The organism is Sorangiineae bacterium MSr11954, assembly GCA_037157815.1.
In the GTDB taxonomy this organism is placed as follows: domain Bacteria; phylum Myxococcota_A; class Polyangia; order Polyangiales; family Polyangiaceae; genus Pendulispora; species Pendulispora albinea.
On sequence record CP089984.1, the window covers coordinates 3,004,532 to 3,019,787 of the forward strand.

At 64.7% G+C, this 15,256-nt stretch carries 12 protein-coding genes; 9 read left to right on the top strand and 3 right to left on the bottom strand.

What is annotated here, in order from left to right:
- The first annotated feature begins 29 nt into the window (after nucleotides 1-29).
- From LZC94_11720 to LZC94_11730, 3 genes are all read left to right on the top strand, one after another.
- Nucleotides 30-1,121 (top strand): hypothetical protein, encoded by a 1,092-nt coding sequence (locus tag LZC94_11720; protein ID WXB17919.1) that lies wholly within the window; start codon nucleotides 30-32, stop codon nucleotides 1,119-1,121.
- 1,221 nt (nucleotides 1,122-2,342) lie between these two features.
- Nucleotides 2,343-3,686, top strand: coding sequence for a hypothetical protein (locus LZC94_11725; protein WXB17920.1), 1,344 nt, complete (start codon nucleotides 2,343-2,345; stop codon nucleotides 3,684-3,686).
- Nucleotides 3,683-4,003, top strand: coding sequence for a (2Fe-2S)-binding protein (locus tag LZC94_11730; protein WXB17921.1), 321 nt, complete (start codon nucleotides 3,683-3,685; stop codon nucleotides 4,001-4,003). The genes LZC94_11725 and LZC94_11730 overlap by 4 nt, the downstream gene beginning before the upstream one ends.
- Nucleotides 4,004-4,068: 65 nt before the next feature.
- Here the strand turns inward: LZC94_11730 and LZC94_11735 are convergent, their stop codons facing one another.
- Both LZC94_11735 and LZC94_11740 read right to left on the bottom strand, forming a co-directional pair.
- Entirely contained in the window at nucleotides 4,069-4,884 is an 816-nt protein-coding gene (locus LZC94_11735) for a class I SAM-dependent methyltransferase (protein WXB17922.1), read from the bottom strand.
- A 221-nt stretch (nucleotides 4,885-5,105) separates the two neighbouring features.
- Complete coding sequence (locus tag LZC94_11740; protein WXB17923.1) at nucleotides 5,106-6,059, bottom strand: cytochrome c; 954 nt, start codon at nucleotides 6,057-6,059, stop codon at nucleotides 5,106-5,108.
- Between the two features lie 374 nt (nucleotides 6,060-6,433).
- Here LZC94_11740 and LZC94_11745 point away from each other — a divergent pair, with 374 nt between their 5' ends.
- The 5 genes from LZC94_11745 to LZC94_11765 all read left to right on the top strand — a co-directional run bounded on the left by LZC94_11745 (nucleotide 6,434) and on the right by LZC94_11765 (nucleotide 14,158).
- Nucleotides 6,434-8,056: a protein kinase gene (locus LZC94_11745; GenBank protein WXB17924.1), complete on the top strand. Its 1,623-nt coding sequence runs from the start codon at nucleotides 6,434-6,436 to the stop codon at nucleotides 8,054-8,056.
- Between the two features lie 115 nt (nucleotides 8,057-8,171).
- Nucleotides 8,172-10,148: a serine/threonine protein kinase gene (locus LZC94_11750; protein ID WXB17925.1), complete on the top strand. Its 1,977-nt coding sequence runs from the start codon at nucleotides 8,172-8,174 to the stop codon at nucleotides 10,146-10,148.
- Nucleotides 10,149-10,352: 204 nt separating this feature from the next.
- A complete protein-coding gene (locus LZC94_11755; protein WXB17926.1) occupies nucleotides 10,353-11,885 on the top strand; it encodes an Ig-like domain-containing protein in 1,533 nt (510 codons plus the stop codon).
- Nucleotides 11,886-11,915: 30 nt separating this feature from the next.
- Nucleotides 11,916-12,776 (top strand): hypothetical protein, encoded by an 861-nt coding sequence (locus tag LZC94_11760; protein WXB17927.1) that lies wholly within the window; start codon nucleotides 11,916-11,918, stop codon nucleotides 12,774-12,776.
- Nucleotides 12,777-12,820: 44 nt separating this feature from the next.
- A complete protein-coding gene (locus tag LZC94_11765) occupies nucleotides 12,821-14,158 on the top strand; it encodes a sulfatase (GenBank protein WXB17928.1) in 1,338 nt (445 codons plus the stop codon).
- Here the strand turns inward: LZC94_11765 and LZC94_11770 are convergent.
- Nucleotides 14,143-14,298 carry a YaeQ family protein gene (locus tag LZC94_11770; GenBank protein WXB17929.1) on the bottom strand — a complete coding sequence of 52 codons (156 nt, stop codon included), beginning with the start codon at nucleotides 14,296-14,298 and terminating at the stop codon, nucleotides 14,143-14,145. The genes LZC94_11765 and LZC94_11770 overlap by 16 nt on opposite strands.
- A gap of 25 nt (nucleotides 14,299-14,323) precedes the next feature.
- On the opposite strand from LZC94_11770, the gene gloB reads away from it, so the two are divergent.
- Entirely contained in the window at nucleotides 14,324-15,103 is a 780-nt protein-coding gene (gene gloB, locus LZC94_11775) for a hydroxyacylglutathione hydrolase (GenBank protein ID WXB17930.1), read from the top strand.
- The last annotated feature ends 153 nt before the right edge of the window (nucleotides 15,104-15,256 follow it).

The window sequence follows — 15,256 nt, forward strand, 5'->3', positions numbered from 1 at the left end:
CTTTTCCTCATCAATCCTTGGAGTCACGGATGAGTTTTCGCCGTTCCTGCCTTTCCATTTCCTGTGTACTGAGCATCGCCGCCGTCGGCGCTGCGCTGTTGAATTGCAAAGACGACGACAATAAGAGCAACCCCCCCGTCGACACGGCCGATGCGTCCGCGTTCGAGGACGTCGTCATTCCGGACTCCGAGGCGCCGCTCGTGAAGTTCCAGGGGACGGTCATCGCCGGCGAGTTGCGGAGCCAGCCGAGCTCGCGCGTGGCGGAGAGACGCGTCTATCCCGGGGTCGTCACGCAGCTTCAATCGAGGCCGCCCAAGCTCCAGCCGACCGCCGGTCAACCCCCGGCCAACAACGTCATGATCGACGGCATGGGCTGCGTCGGGTTCAAGGCGCCGAACCCCGCGCTCCGCGGCGACGCCGACATGGGCAAGATCACCATCGAGGGCCTCAGCGCCCCGTCCGTGCCGAAGCCGTTCATCTGCGATCGCATGCAGCTCGGCCCCGTCCCCGGAGTGCTCAACTACGGGTGCAATCTGCCGCCGAACATGGGGCCCGCCGGGCCGCTCGGCGGCATTGCGCTGCCCTACGCGCCCGTCGCCAAGTTCGTCGATCCGGCCGACAGGTTGGTCGCGACGATCGCGGGCGGCGCCGACGTGCCGGCCATCAAGAAGACCGAGCCGGCACCGCCGGCGGCCAACAACTTGAACGTCTCCACGGATCTCTGGAGCATCAAACCCGGTGACGTCGACGGTACCAAAGACTTCACCATCAAGTTCGATTGCGGCGGCAACAAGTGCTTCCAGAGCGCCGCCATCGCCGTGACGATCATCTCCTCGGACGGCGACATTCCGGCCAAGGACGCGGGCGGAGACGATCCGTACTTCTTCCCGATGCCGAAGCCGGGGCCCAACTGGGGTCTCGTCGTTTGCCAGGAGCTCCCGGCGCAAGTCGAGACCTCCCTCACCGTGAAGGCGAACGTTCTGCAGACGCTCGGGAACTCGTGGAGCCGCCTGTTCGTGCAGGTGGTGCCGGCGTCCACGCGCACCGCCACCTCGGACAACAACGACTTGGTCGTCCTCGGTACGGGCATCGGCCTGTTCGGCATCAGCGCCCGCAACTGAGCATCGCGCCCGCCCGTATCGCGCCCGCCCGTATCGCGTGCGCCGCGAACCGCGTGCGCCGCGAGGCGCGCGAGCCTGGATGAGAAAGAAGGAGATCCGCTCGGGTCTCCTTTTTTCATTTGGCGCCGGCCTCGACCACCTTCGACATGCCGGGAGGGGCCGCGCGCAACTCATGAGGCGCACCGTGGGCACGGATTCGGCACAGTGCGCGGCATGTGGGTGGGCCACACGCGCATCGTTCGTAGGTCGATGCGAAGCCAAGGTCTCGACCGGCTCGAGCCGTCGATGGATCCCCGAGCGTCCCGACGAGCTATCCGGAAACCTCGTAGGCGAACCGCTTACGTGTGGGAGGGTACCCGCGGCACGTGAACAGCGTCATGCGCCATCGCGCAAAGCGGATGTCGGCGATAAACGAAGGATCGCGATATCGCAGTTGCGATCGCCGCAGGGTGCGAGCTCGCAAGCCGCGGCCCGCAAAGGCTCGCGAGCGCTCGCGAGGGGCGCGTCGCAAGTGAGGATTGTGACGCACGGCAACGGATCTTCGCCGTGATGCTGGATCCGTGCCCGGAGCTCGTGCCGGCTGGGTTTCCGAGCTCCGCGCGCGCGCGCGCACCCGCCGGAGACGCGACATGGTTGGTTATCTCGACAATTTGTATGGGCAATTCGTTCGTCCAGAACACGTGGAGGTCCACGCATCTCGGACAGCGACGGTGCATTCGTCGCGGCTGCGCGAACCGGCCTGTCGCGCGTGCGTCCGCCCTCGTCATGGCGATGACGATAAGCGGCATCGCGCAAGGGAGGTGAGCGGAGCGAGGAGCACGAAAAGAGCAGGTGCCCGAGAGCGTCCGGCGGAAGGCGCGAAACGATATGCGATTCCAACGAACGCCCTTCTTTTCTCCCGTTTCCGTCACACGCTTGGCAGCGGGCGGCGCTCGTCTTGGCGGCTTACTCTTTGCTTTGCAATCATCGCACTGCGATCGAAGTGCTGCCCGTTCGTATTCGAGCACTGGGCTTGTCAAACCTTGCCCTTGTGTGTAAAAGATAATGCAATCAGACTCGTCCGTGAACCCCACGTGAACCACACGTAAGGACGCACACCTCATGCTGCGCAGTCCAGTTCGAGAAAGCCAGCTACGTGTTCAGATCCGTCCGCTTTCCGAAGATTCGGTATGCATTCCTTTCTCGGAGTTAAACCGGGACGTTCGTCATTGGAAGGAGTCCGTGCTCGACATACCCGCCCCGCTCGAAGTCCCGTTTCTCGTTTTGGAAGGCAACCGTTTGGAGTTCGACTACGGCAGCGAAAAGATTGATTTCGAGGCCCTCGGGCCCCTTGCGTCATTGGGGATGCTCGCGTCGACCCAATGTGGATTTCTGCGGGAGACGGCGCCCGACTTTCGTTTCCCGGCGCCGCTGGACTCCATCTGCGAATTGTGTACAGCGGCAGCGGTCGAGTATGCCAAGCAAGACAAAGATGGATTTCGGGCCTGGCTGACGGAGCAGAGCCATCTTTTCGCCGAACGGGCGGGGGACTTGAGCGTGCTGCGTCAGCACGTGGAGCCTCTGTCCTTGTCTCAGCGCGAAATGCTGATGATCCCGCTCATTTACCTGAACCATATGTGGCGTCAGGGGAGCCCGGTCATCGAGCCCGCGAAGGGGCCGAGCCGCATGCCGGATCCTTTGCACGCCCTGATGCTGTCGCTCTCCGAGGACACGCGCATCATTCCGCGTTTCAACCAGATCATCATGACCATGCGCGCATGGCGATTGGACGGCAAAGCCGACGGCGAGCCGACGTCGTACCGAGAGCTCACGGCCCTCGATCGCATGGATCCGTATTTCTGGATGAACACGAACAACGAGAGCGAACGCAATCTGTACCGCGCATTCTTCGCCGTGGAGACATTCGGGATCCCGCTCTATGGCTGGGGATGTCTCGCGCTCGAATGCGCCGAACGGGACGACGTGGAGAGCGCCGTCACCGCGTTGGCCATGGTCCGCGCGACCCTTCGGAACGTCTATACGTTCACCAAACACATGATTCCGCGCGTCACGGCGGAGGAGTTCCGGAAGATTCAGGTGACCGGCGGCTGGATCGAGGACGACGTCACGGGGGTCGCGTCGGGCTACCAGCTGCCCTTCATGCTCATGATGGATTCACTCTTTCACGTGAATTTCACGCACGCGGGGGTCATCGAGGCGAGGAGGAACAACCTGCGCTTCGTGCCCGAGCACTGGAAGGGCTTCTTTCGAATGATTTACGATCGGCAGCCTGCGCTCAAGACGTGGGTCCACGAAAAGGGGAGCCCCGAGCTGACGGAGGCCTATCAGTCTTGCGTCAACCTGTTCACATTGTTTCGCTCGATGCACAAGCATTTGGGGGGCCAGGTCATCAAAGGCAGCTCCACCACCGGCCGTGCCTTCGCGTCCGCCGACGACAACTACCGGCAATTCATCGATGAAATGAGCGGTCTCATCACCGATACGGCCGCAGCGGGCGATACGTCGGCCCCCGCGGCCCCCGACATCCCCGCGGCGGCGGCCAGCCGAGGGGAGCGCCGATCATGATGCTCGCGCACGAGCCGCGACCGGAGCCTCGAAAAGTGGTGAAGCTGCGCATCGCCACCGACGCCCTCGAGATCCCCGTCGAAGTCGGCACCACCCTTCAAGAAGTGTGCGCCGCGAACGAGACGAGCATCATTTTCGGATGCCGCAAAGCATGCTGCGGTGCATGCATCATCCGAGTCATCGAGGGCGGCGAAAACCTCAGCGGCCTGGCCGACTCGGAGCAAACCGTGCTCGAAGTTCTAGGAGCCGACGCCGACCGCCGGCTCGCGTGCCAATGCACCGTGCTCGGTGACGTCACGATTGAAATCGCAGGCTGAGCGCGCGCCCCCCCGGGTATTTCGCGGGCGCGGGCGCTCGATCTCGTTGTATCTCGTGTTTTACGCTAGCCTTTTGTCGCCCAGGCCGTGAGCAGGGCAGGGTGCACGAATACGGCATCGGCGGCGGCGAAATCGGCGCTGAGCCGCGACGCGAGGGTCTCGATGGCGATGTCCTCCGCCTTGGCGACGCCGGTTCGTTCGATCACCGGTAGCAGCGATTTGACGATGCCGGCGAGGAGCGCGGAGCCATTCGCATCGTCGGAGCCGAAGTGCGGTTGGACCCCAATCATTCCGCGCGGCGTCAATCCCGCTTTGCGCAGCACGCTCCAGAGCTGGGTGCCCAGCGCGGGCGCGATGTTCGCGCGCTGAAATGTCTCGCCAATCCAAGACAGAAGTTGCGTGACCAGCGGCACGGCCGGCAAGGAGCCCGCGATCCGCATATCGAACTCGATGGGCGCCACGAGCCCGCCCGGGCGCAGCTGCGTGGCCTGCGTCGCAAGCACCGCGGCCGGATCCGGCACATACATCAGGACCAAGCGCCCCACGATGGCATCGAACGGCCCATCCGGCGCCGGCTGATGAATATCGCCCTCCACGAAGGTGACCGCATCGAGCCCCGCGGCCTTGGCGCGGGCCTTCGCCGACACAACGGCCTCTGGCGATCGATCGATGCCGAGCACACTGCCCGTCGGTCCCACCAACTCGGCCACGGCGAAGCTCACGTCCCCCGCGCCGCACCCCAAATCCAGCACGCGCATGCCCGGGCCGATGCCTGCCGCCTGGAGCAACATGCGGGTGGCCGGTGCCAGCGCGGCACCCTGACGCGCGAGTCGGTTCAGCTCAGCTGCATCGCTTCCCAAATGATATTCCGACCCACTCATGACACCACCCTGCGCGTTGGCGACGCGTCCATGAAATCGTCGCGAGCAACATCTGCGAAACGATTTTGCCAATGGTGAATGACGAACGAATGAATGAAAGGAAGAAGAACAAGAAAAGGGCCTGCCGACGCGCCCCCCTCGGCTCCTCGATACCTTGTGGTTTCGAGCTCGAACGCAAGGAGGGAAAAGGAGGGCGCGCCGCGGCGCGATGCCATCGGCGGTTAGCGGATGGCCGACGCAGGCACCGTGTTGTTGACGGGGGGAATGGTTCGCAGGGCGGCGACGATGGCGCGCTTGTCGTCATCGGTCAGGCCCTTGAGGGCCGCCCACGGCATCAAATAGAGGGGACGACCGTTCTTCGTGACACCCTCGTTTAGCACCTTCAGCAATTCTTCGTCGGTGTACGCGCCAATCCCGGTGCTCTTGTCGCTGGTGATGTTCGAAGCGTAAACCGTGCCGGCCGCGATCTTGAACTCCTGACCGCCGGCCAGGTGCTTGCCTTCGATGGGCTGGTGACGGCTATCCATCGTATCGTGGCACATACCGCACGACTCCATCTGAATGAGCCACAGACCGCGGCCGACGGGATCCGCGGGCGGCGGCGGGGGCGGCGCTTCGACGGGCTTCGGTGCCGCGCGGATGAACATCGAAACGGGGAAATCAATCTGCGTCGCCGGCCCCGGATCGTTCTTGATGGCCGGGAGGCTGCGCAAGTAAGCAATGATGGCGAGCGCGTCTTCGTCGGTCAGGTTTGCGAAGTTTTGATACGGCATCAGCGGGAAGAGCGCGCGCCCATCGCGCCCGATCCCTTCCCGCATCGCGCGGAGAACTTCACCGTCCGTCCAACTGCCGATGCCCGTCTCCTTGTCGGGCGTCAAATTGAGCGCGCGAATATTGCCGGGAAATCCTGCTTCTTTGGGATACATACGGCCGGCGCCGCGCTTGGCCTCGACCACCACGTCGCCGGGGACCTTTTCATCGACCGTCGAGTGACACGTGGTGCATTGCGCGACGTGATCCGCGAGATATTTGCCGCGTGCGATGGCTTCGGCCGACGTTGGAGCATGAACGTCGGGGGCTGCGCGCACGACGGGTGAGAGAACGAAGAACTTGACCACCAACGCCAGGATCGCGAGGGCCAGGAGCCCTCCGATCCCGATGAGAACCTTCTTCATTCATGACCTCCGACCGTCGGTTCACGCTCGTGAATTCCGTTCCGACGGCGGCTAAGGGGACCCAAAATTGCGCGCAATTCTGCCCGTACCCAGCTCAGCATGTCAACTTCCGACAGGGCTGTTCTGGCGTGAAAGGACGAATGTTGGGTGCGTATGTGTGCGGGGGGCGCGCAACCCTACCTCGCCCGGAACTTGCACCGGCGATTTGGGACGTCGATCCCCGTTCGGACCCGCTTTGGACGCCATCGACCATGTCTGTGAGGTCGCGACGAATCTTGCCCCAGGAGGTAGGACATTCTAACCTTGGCCTAAGCTCAGTGGTCGAATCGAACCGGGGAAAGTACCGCGACGTCATCCCCCTTGGTCGTGGTGGAATGGGGGATGTAACGCTTGCCGTTCTCCAGGGTCCGTCCGGCTTCAGCAAGCTGCAAGTCATCAAGCGTCTGCGGATCGAGATCGCGGACAACTCTGAGTTCGTGGAGATGTTCCTCCACGAGGCGCGGATCGCTGCACGTCTGTCGCATCCGAACATCGTTCAGACGAACGAGGTCGGTCAGGACGGTGACATCTTCTTCATCGCCATGGAGTACCTGGAGGGCCAGACGCTCCACGCGATCTTGCGGCAGTCGCGCCGGAAGGAGAGCCTCGATCCCCTGGTAGCCAGCACCGGAGCCGGAGCCCACATCAGCGATCCCACACCGCTGTCGGGCAACCTGGCCCCTGGGATACCGACCCACACGCCGCAAGCCGAGCGCGCGCTCCCGGTGGCCATCGGCCTGCGCATCGTCTCCGATGCGCTCGAGGGGCTTCACTACGCGCACGAGCTCACCGACGAAAGCGGCACCCCGATGGAGCTGGTGCACCGCGACTTCTCTCCGGGCAACGTGTTCGTCACCTACGACGGAAACGTCAAGGTGCTCGACTTCGGGATCGCCAAGGCGGCCGATAGCCATGTGTACACGCGCACCGGCATCATCAAGGGGAAGGTCCCCTACATGGCGCCGGAGCAGTTCCGCAGCCGCACCATCAACCGCCGTTGCGATCTTTACGCGGTGGGCGCCGTGCTCTGGGAGATCGCGGCCGGCGTCCGGCTTTGGCACGGGCTCTCCGATCTCGAGATCATCACGCGCCTCTCGAGCACGGGCATCCCTTCGCCGCGCACCGTCAACCCCTTGGTGCACCCGCGCCTCGAGCAGATTTGCATGCGGGCGCTCTCGCTCAACCCGAACGAACGCTACGCCACCGCCGCCGAGATCCAAGCCGACATCGACGCGGTGCTGCGCGAGATCGGCGGGGCGTCGGGCCGCGCGGTCAGCAAGTACGTGGGCTCGCTCTTTGCGCAGAAGAGAGCGCAGCAGCAGGCCATCATCGAATCGAAGCTGCGCGAGCTCCGGCAGCAATCGGGCTCGGGGCTGCACAACTTGTCGGTGGAGATGAGCGCACCGTGGACGGTGTCGCGCCCCTCGGCCAGCTCCTCGTCGACCAACTCCGCGGTGAACTCCGCCGTGGCCTCGGGCGCGGTTCGGTTCGGACAAGTCGTACAAACGACCAGCGGGGTCACCACCCCCAACCCGCCGTCGACCTCGCAGCGATCGCTCGGGTGGATCATCGCGCTGGGCTCCCTGGCCGTGATCGGCCTGGCCATCGGCGGCGCCTATTGGGTCACGCGCATGAACCAGCCCCAGACCCTCGGGGGACCGCCGCCCTCCTCGAACGTTGCGGATCCCACGCCGGGCCCCAGCGCGCCTCCGCCGATGCCGCGCACCCGTCTGGTGGTGCAAGCCTCGCCGGCCGACGCGCAGCTTTTCCTGGATGATGCGCCGCTGATGATCAACCCCTACAGCGGCGAGGTCCCGCAAGACGGGCGGGTGCACTACATCCGCGGCGAGGCCAAAGGCTTCGTGTCGCAGACGCAACCCGTGACCCTCTCCGGGCCCACCGCGGTGATCAACCTGCGGCTCGAACGGGGCACCCGCCGCCGCGACGGTGGGAAGTAACGCTCCACGCGCGTCCACCACGATGTGAGGGCTATCGCCCACGGACCATCTCACATCGTGGGGGCTTCGATCATCGTTCTCCGAAACGCGGCTCGTCCCTGCTACCGTTAGGGCGGTGACGGAATCGGTCCAGGAAGGAAGCCCCACATCCGAAGCGCCCAGCTTCGTGGGGCAGGTGATCTCCGGCCGGTACAAGGTGCTCGCGTTGATTGGCGAGGGCGGGATGGGCGCCGTGTACCTCGCCGAGCATGTGCACATGCGCAAGCGTGTAGCCATCAAGGTGCTGCACCCGGACATGGTGGGTCGCGCGGAGGTGGTGGCGCGTTTCGAGCGCGAGGCCATGGCCGCGGCGCACATCGAGCACCCCAATGTCGCCGCCGCGACGGACTTCGGCCGCACCGACGATGGCGCCTTCTTCCTGGTGCTCGAGTACATCGAGGGCACCGATCTGCGCAGCGTGCTCCGGCAGGGGCCCATGGATGTGGCGCGCAGCTTGGACGTGGCCCGGCAGATCGCCTCGGCCTTGGTGCGCGCGCACGAGCTGGGGATCGTCCATCGCGATCTGAAGCCCGAGAACGTAATGCTCGTGCATCGCCCCGATGAGGGCGAGTTCGTCAAGGTCCTCGACTTCGGCATCGCCAAGGTGCACGTCGAGGCGCTGGCCGCGACGCATGGCGAGCCGGGTGCGGCGCCGGGGCCCGCGCTGACCCGCGCCGGCGCGGTGTTCGGCACCCCCGAGTACATGGCGCCGGAGCAGGCCCTGGGCGACGCGGTCGATCATCGCGCCGATCTGTATGCGCTCGGCGTGATGCTCTTCGAGATGCTGAGCGGCCGGCTGCCCTTCGAGGGCAACGACACGCTCTCCCTGCTCGCCCGTCAAATCGCCGAGAACGCGCCGATGCTTCGCACCTTCGCGCCCGACCGGCCGATTTCCCCCGAGCTCGAGGCGCTGGTCATGCGGCTGCTCGCCAAGCAACCGCGCGAACGCTATGGCAAGGCCGAGGAGCTGCTGGTCGCCATCGACGCGCTCGCGCAACCGGCGCAGCCCGTGTCCCTCCGCGCGCAGCCGCGCTCCCTGCCGCACGCGGCCACCGTGGCGGTGGGCCCCGAATCGGTCCCCTCGTCGCGGGTGCTTCCTCCCTCGTCGCCCGCGATCTTCACCCCCGCCGACGCGATGGCGCGAACGAGCCCCGAGCTCTTCGTGGCATCCTCGGCACCGTCGGTGCGCTCCGATGGGCGGATCCCCATGATCGCCCCGGCTTCCCCGGCGGAAAACCGGCGGCACGTCTGGGTGGCCATCGTCGTGGCGTTGTGCGGCGGCGCGCTGCTGGTGGGCGCGCTGTCCCTGATTGCCTTGTTCCGGCATGTGAAGGCGAGCGTCCTTGGCGAGAGGGCCGATGGCGGGGTGCTCTCGTCGCTCGTGGGCGGTGGCAGCGATGGCACGGCGACCCCGCCGCCAAAAGTGTTGGCACAGGAGCAGCTCGACGCCACGGCGAGCAAAGGGGCGGAGGCGCTCGAGAAGCTCTCCGTCGAGTTCCCAGCCGACGCGAGGGTCTTTCGGGCGCTTTTTCGCAGCTATTTTATGCGCGGCGACACGCCTGAGGCGATTCGCACCATCGGTCGTTTGGCCGCGGTGGACCCCGCGGCGGCGGGCGATCCGGACCTCATCGCGGCCGTCACGGCAGCGGCAACGAACGATCCGAGCCCCGAGGCCCGCGACGCCGCGATCACGGTGCTCGAAGGTCCACTGGGCCCGAAGGGCGTCGACGTGCTGTACGATCTGGCGAACCGTACACCTGCGCTACCGGGAAAAGCGCGCTTTGCGGCAAGCTTGGCCAAACCCGAGGTTCTCGCGCACGCTTCGCCGGCATTGAATGTGCTTATGGACTTTCGTGCCGCAAAAAAGTGCGAAGACAAGCGCGATCTCCTTCCAAGGGTGCGCGAACACGGTGACGCACGGCTCTTGCCGCAGCTCAAGACCCTCCAGAAGACCCGCGGCTGCGGGTTCTTCGGAACGCGTGACTGCTACCCGTGCCTCCACAAGGACGGCGATCTCGATCTCACCGTCCTGACGGTTCAATCGCGTCTTTAAAGCCGGGAGGGCGGAGCCCCCCTTCAACCGTGCCCGATTTATCGAGCTCGTCGATTTCAAACCGACGAACTCTTGCGAAACATGCCGGAATTGTGGGAATCAACGTCGACAACTCGTCACACGGCACCCGTCGTCCCGTTACACAACTTTAGTCAGCCGCGGCCGATACCCATCCCAGGCCGCCGTCGCGTTTTTCGGAGCTTCGTGCGGATACCCAACCATAGATGCGAGAGGGGTAAATCGATGCGAATCCGCAGAAGCGTGAGGGGTGTAGGCGGGGTGACCTGGTTCATGATGACCGCCGTTGGCATGGCGGGGAGCGCGACCGCGTGCGGCTCGAGCGAGAGCTCGCCGGCATCGCCGAACAAGGACGGTGGACCGAACGACATAACCATCCACGCGCCGGTCACCATCGTGTCGCGCACCCCCGCGGACGGCGATGACAACGTTTCCGTTCACGCTCCGATTCAGGTGACCTATTCGGAGCCGGTCAAGCTCGGGCCGAATGCGGTGAGCCTGGTCGGGCCGGGGTCGGTGACCTTTGGGGCGACGGCGTCGCTCTCCGACGATCGGAAGACGCTGACGGTGAAGCCGGTGGCTCCGTTGGTTGCCCCGGGGGCGCTGGCGGTGACGATGAATGATGTCACCAGCGTGAACGGGGGGCCCGTCGAGAAGAAGGCGTGGGGGTGGACGGTGCCGCTTTGGTTGCGGGTGGGGGAGAAGACGAATGGTGCAGCGGCCTACTTGGCGGCTCCCGTCGTCGCCGCCGGGCCAGGTGAACGGATAAGTGTCGTGAGTCGGCTCTCCAACGATTCCATCGTGGAAACGATCGACGGCTTCCAAGGCAAGTGGTCGCAAATCGGGAGCCCCCTGCTCACCCCCGCGAGCTTCAAGCCGAGCATGGTGCTCGACCAAGCGGGCGCAGTGGTCATTGCGTATGCGGACAGTAACCTCGACGTGCGCGTTCGACGATGGTCGGGTGTCGCCTGGGACGACGTGGGGGTTGCTCTCGGTAAGAGTCGCGGTGACGTCGGGTTTCGCTCGCCCGCTATTGCCGTAGACCCTACAACGGGGAACCTCTTCGTCGTGTACTCGCCTCTCGACGCCGCCGAGGCACGCTCGATTGTATACGTCAAGACATTCCAAAATGGAAATTGGCTTCAAGTTGGCGGTGAAGTAAATGATCCTTCGGAGTCCGGAGAAGATCTCGGAATCGCCATCAGTGGTGGTGGAGTCAAGTACGTTCAGTACAGGTCCGGCAGCTCCGGAGCTTTGAACCCGCTTCGAGTCAGGCAATTTGTTTCGGCGACCAACAGGTGGGACCTCGTTGGGGCTACACCGAATCCACCCGGCGAAGACCTCTCGACGCAGAGCAGGAGCCTGGTGGTAGATGACTCGGGCAATCCGGCCGTCCTGGCCTGCTTCAACAATGCTTTGCGACTTCGCCGGTGGGATGGTGCGAGCTGGGTAAGTGGTGGCGACCTCCTTGGCGCCAACTGCACGCAGTACGCGATCAACTTGAAAGGTCAAAGCGGACGTCTCTTTGCGTTTTGGTCCGACCAGGACAAGACTCTCAAAGTCGCCGATGTCACGAACAAGAGCTGGACGGCGCTCGATCCGACGACCGCGTCCAAAAAAGTACGAGCAAATTCGCTCGCAATCGATCCCGGCGGTCGTCCGATCATCGCCTGGTCCGAAGACGACGATTTCATCAAGGTGAGCCGACTCAATCGCTAACTGGCGATTATCAACAAGTGAGGAACCATCATGTCTTTTTCGACTTACAAGATTGCAACGGTAATCGGCCTAACGGCGCTCAGCGTTGGCGTTTCTTTCATCGGATGTTCGTCGGACGATACGTCGAACCCTCCGCCAACGCAGGATGGCGGTAAGGACACCGGCACGCCTTCCGGTCCGCAGCAGAAGGGGACGATCGTCAGCCTGATCAGCCCGGCCACGGTCGCCCCGGGGCTAACGGTCGACCTCGGAGGAAAGACCGGCGTGACCGACTCCAAGGGCGCTTACGCGATTGCACCGACGCTCAATACGCCGTTCTTCATGAAGGTCTCCGGGCCGAACTACACGACCTTGATCGAGCAGGAGTGGAGCATCTCGGGAGACGTCGAGCGCGGCAAGACGCCGGTGCCCGACATCGGGACGGCCAAGCTCCTTGCCGCGGGCCTGCCGGGCCTCGATGCCGCCAAGGGCGTTCTCGGTGTTGGCGTCGCCATCAGCAAGACGGGAACCTGCACGTCCGAAGAGGGTGCGAAGATCCGTATCGACACGGGAACCGTTGCGGACGCAGGCGCCGACGGCGGCGACGCTGGGGCTGACCCGAGCGCGCCTCGCGTCGTCTACTTCGACGGCCCGACCGCGCGTGGCGATCAGAGCTTGGGCGTGAAGAAGGATCAGACGCAGCCGTCGGCCATTATTTACAACGTCCCGCCCAGCGACAACGTGAAGGTCGTCGTGACCCTCACAGGATGCACGCAGCTCAAAGATTCGGATTTCCCGATCGCCGATCCCACGGCTCCGAACCTCAAGTACACTGGGAAGATCAAGGTCGTTGCGGCGGGTGACGTCGCCAAAGGCGGCACGATCTCCTTCGGACGCGTCTTCCTCAAGTGACAAGACCCGGCACCGCGCTGCTCTCGAGATGCGCCATCCTCGCGATGGCGCTCGCCGCTTGCGCACGCAAAGAAGACACGAAGCCCGCGCAAGACCTGAACGCATCTGCACCCGCGTCCTCGAGCAGCGCGACCGGATCCCCCGTCGCCGCAGCCAACGACAAACCCACTCCGGAGAAAGCCGCAGGTGTCGCGGGCGCTTCTCCGGATCCCGCGGCACAGAAGCCGCTGAACGTCGTTCTCATCACCATCGACTGCTTGCGTGCGGACATGCCGTGGGCGGGCTATCCACGTCCCATTGCGCCGCGGCTCACGGAGTTTGCGGCGCGCGCGGTGGAGTATACGCATGCGTACGCGCTCTCGTCGTACACGTCGATGAGCGTGGGGGGCTTTCTCTCGGGGCGCCTGCCGGGCGAGCTCAAACGCGACGGTTACTTCTTCGGCACCTACGCCAAGGAGAACCTCTTCTTCCCGGAGCTGCTCCAGGACGCGAAGGTCTTCACGGCGGCGGCGCACGCGCACGGCTACTTCAAAAAGTCGGGCCTCGAACAAGGCTTCGACGCGTGGGAGATCGTCCCCAATTTGAAGTGGAACAACACCACCGACGAGAACATCACGTCGCCCGAGCTGGAGGCCATCGCCGAGCGCCTCCTCTCCGATCCCCGCGCCGAGCTAGGGCGCCTCTTCGCGTGGGTCCACTTCCTCGATCCGCATGACAAGTACATGCCGCACGACGGCATCTCCTGGGGCAAAACCCAGCGCGATCGCTACGACGGCGAGATCACGTACACCGATCGCTACATCGGAAAGCTGCTCGACTTCATCGCCGCGCGCCCATGGGGCCCGCGCACCGCGGTCATCATCACCGCCGACCATGGCGAGGCCTTCGGCGAGCACAAACAATACGTCCACGGCTTCGAGCTCTGGGAAAACCTGGTCCGCGTACCGCTCCTCGTTTCCATCCCCGGCGTGGCCCCGCGCAAAATCGACACCCCCCGCAGCGCCATCGATCTGGCACCCACCGTGCTCGATCTCTTCGGCGTGCCCACGAGCCCCGATTTTCTCGGCAAGAGCCTGGTGCCCGAGATCCGCGGCGCCGCCGAGCCCACGCGCGACATCCTCGTCGATCTCCCGGCCACCAGCGACAACGACCGAAAGCGCGCGTTCCTCCACGGCAACCTGAAGGTCATCGCCGCGGGCGAGGCCGATCTGGCCCAAGTCTTCGACATCAAGGAAGACCCCGGCGAGCTATCCCCCATCCGCGGCACCGACGCCACCAAAGAAATTGTTGCACTCTACAAGGAACGCCAAAGGTCCATCCGCGACGTTCCGCCCACCAAGTGCAAAGAGGGGTGCCTCAACGGCGGCTACCGCAAAAAGTAGCCGTTCGCGTAGGCGAGCAACCGCAGCGGCATGAGCTCGTCGGGCTCACTCGGATGCCCGGCGAACACATAGAAGGTCGCGACCGTGGTGCGCGGCGGGGTGTTTCGCCGGCGAAGCGTGCGCTCCCTTTCCTCATGCATGAGGAGGAGTAGAATCCCGCGCACGATGAAGATCACTCCGATCCCCTGTCTCTCGGACAACTACGCCTACCTCGTCGAGTGCGAGGCGACGGGAGCGAACGCCCTCGTCGATGCTTCGGAGGCGGCGCCCGTGTTGAAGGCCCTCGAGGCGCGCGGCGTGCGGAAGCTCGGCGCCATTTGGAGCACGCATCATCATTTCGATCACGTCGGGGGCAACGAGGCCGTGGCGAGCGCGCTCGGCGTCTCCGAAATCGCGGGGCATGCCTCCGACAAGGGACGCATTCCGGGGCAGACCCGGTTCGTCGAGGAAGGGGAGGAGTCGGCGCTCGGCGCCATTCGCGTGAAGACGCTTCACATCCCAGGGCACACCTTGGGCGCGGTCGCCTATGTGCTGACGGACGATACGGGAGCGCCCGCCGTGTTTACGGGGGATACGCTGTTTCTCGCGGGGTGCGGCCGACTCTTCGAGGGGACGCCGGCCATGATGCACACGTCGCTCTCGAAGCTGGCCGCGCTTCCTCCCGATACGCGCGTCTACTGCGGCCACGAGTACACCCAGAGCAACCTGCGCTTTGCCGCGCACGTCGAGCCGGGCAACGCCAAGGTGCGCGCGCGCGCCGAGAGGGCCTCCGAGCTTCGCGCCCGCGGGGTCGAGACCGTGCCGGGGACCATGGCCGAGGAGCTCGAAACGAACCCGTTCCTGCGCGTCCGCTCCGAGGAGATCCGCCGAACCCTCGGCATCCCACAAAACGCGAGCGACGCGGAGGCCCTTGGGGCCATCCGCGCCGCAAAAGACGCGTTCTAAAACCGCACCGCGGCGAACGCGCCAACCGCGCGCCCGCCGCGACCTATTCGGCGGGCTCCGCTTTCGAATCGCCTGGCTCCCAGCGGATCATCTGGGGGCCGAGCTTGACGATGCCCAGCTTGGCGAAGATGCGGATCACCACATAGGCCGGAT

Excerpts from the sequence above, each read along its gene's own strand:
- LZC94_11745 (WXB17924.1), top strand. The coding sequence starts at position 6,434 with ATGGGGGATGTAACGCTTGCCGTTCTCCAGGGTCCGTCCGGCTTCAGC.
- LZC94_11760 (WXB17927.1), top strand. The coding sequence starts at position 11,916 with ATGTCTTTTTCGACTTACAAGATTGCAACGGTAATCGGCCTAACGGCG.
- LZC94_11735 (WXB17922.1), bottom strand. The coding sequence starts at position 4,884 with ATGAGTGGGTCGGAATATCATTTGGGAAGCGATGCAGCTGAGCTGAAC.
- LZC94_11730 (WXB17921.1), top strand. The coding sequence starts at position 3,683 with ATGATGCTCGCGCACGAGCCGCGACCGGAGCCTCGAAAAGTGGTGAAG.
- LZC94_11740 (WXB17923.1), bottom strand. The coding sequence starts at position 6,059 with ATGAAGAAGGTTCTCATCGGGATCGGAGGGCTCCTGGCCCTCGCGATC.
- LZC94_11720 (WXB17919.1), top strand. The coding sequence starts at position 30 with ATGAGTTTTCGCCGTTCCTGCCTTTCCATTTCCTGTGTACTGAGCATC.
- LZC94_11770 (WXB17929.1), bottom strand. The coding sequence starts at position 14,298 with ATGCATGAGGAAAGGGAGCGCACGCTTCGCCGGCGAAACACCCCGCCG.
- gloB (WXB17930.1), top strand. The coding sequence starts at position 14,324 with ATGAAGATCACTCCGATCCCCTGTCTCTCGGACAACTACGCCTACCTC.
- LZC94_11765 (WXB17928.1), top strand. The coding sequence starts at position 12,821 with ATGGCGCTCGCCGCTTGCGCACGCAAAGAAGACACGAAGCCCGCGCAA.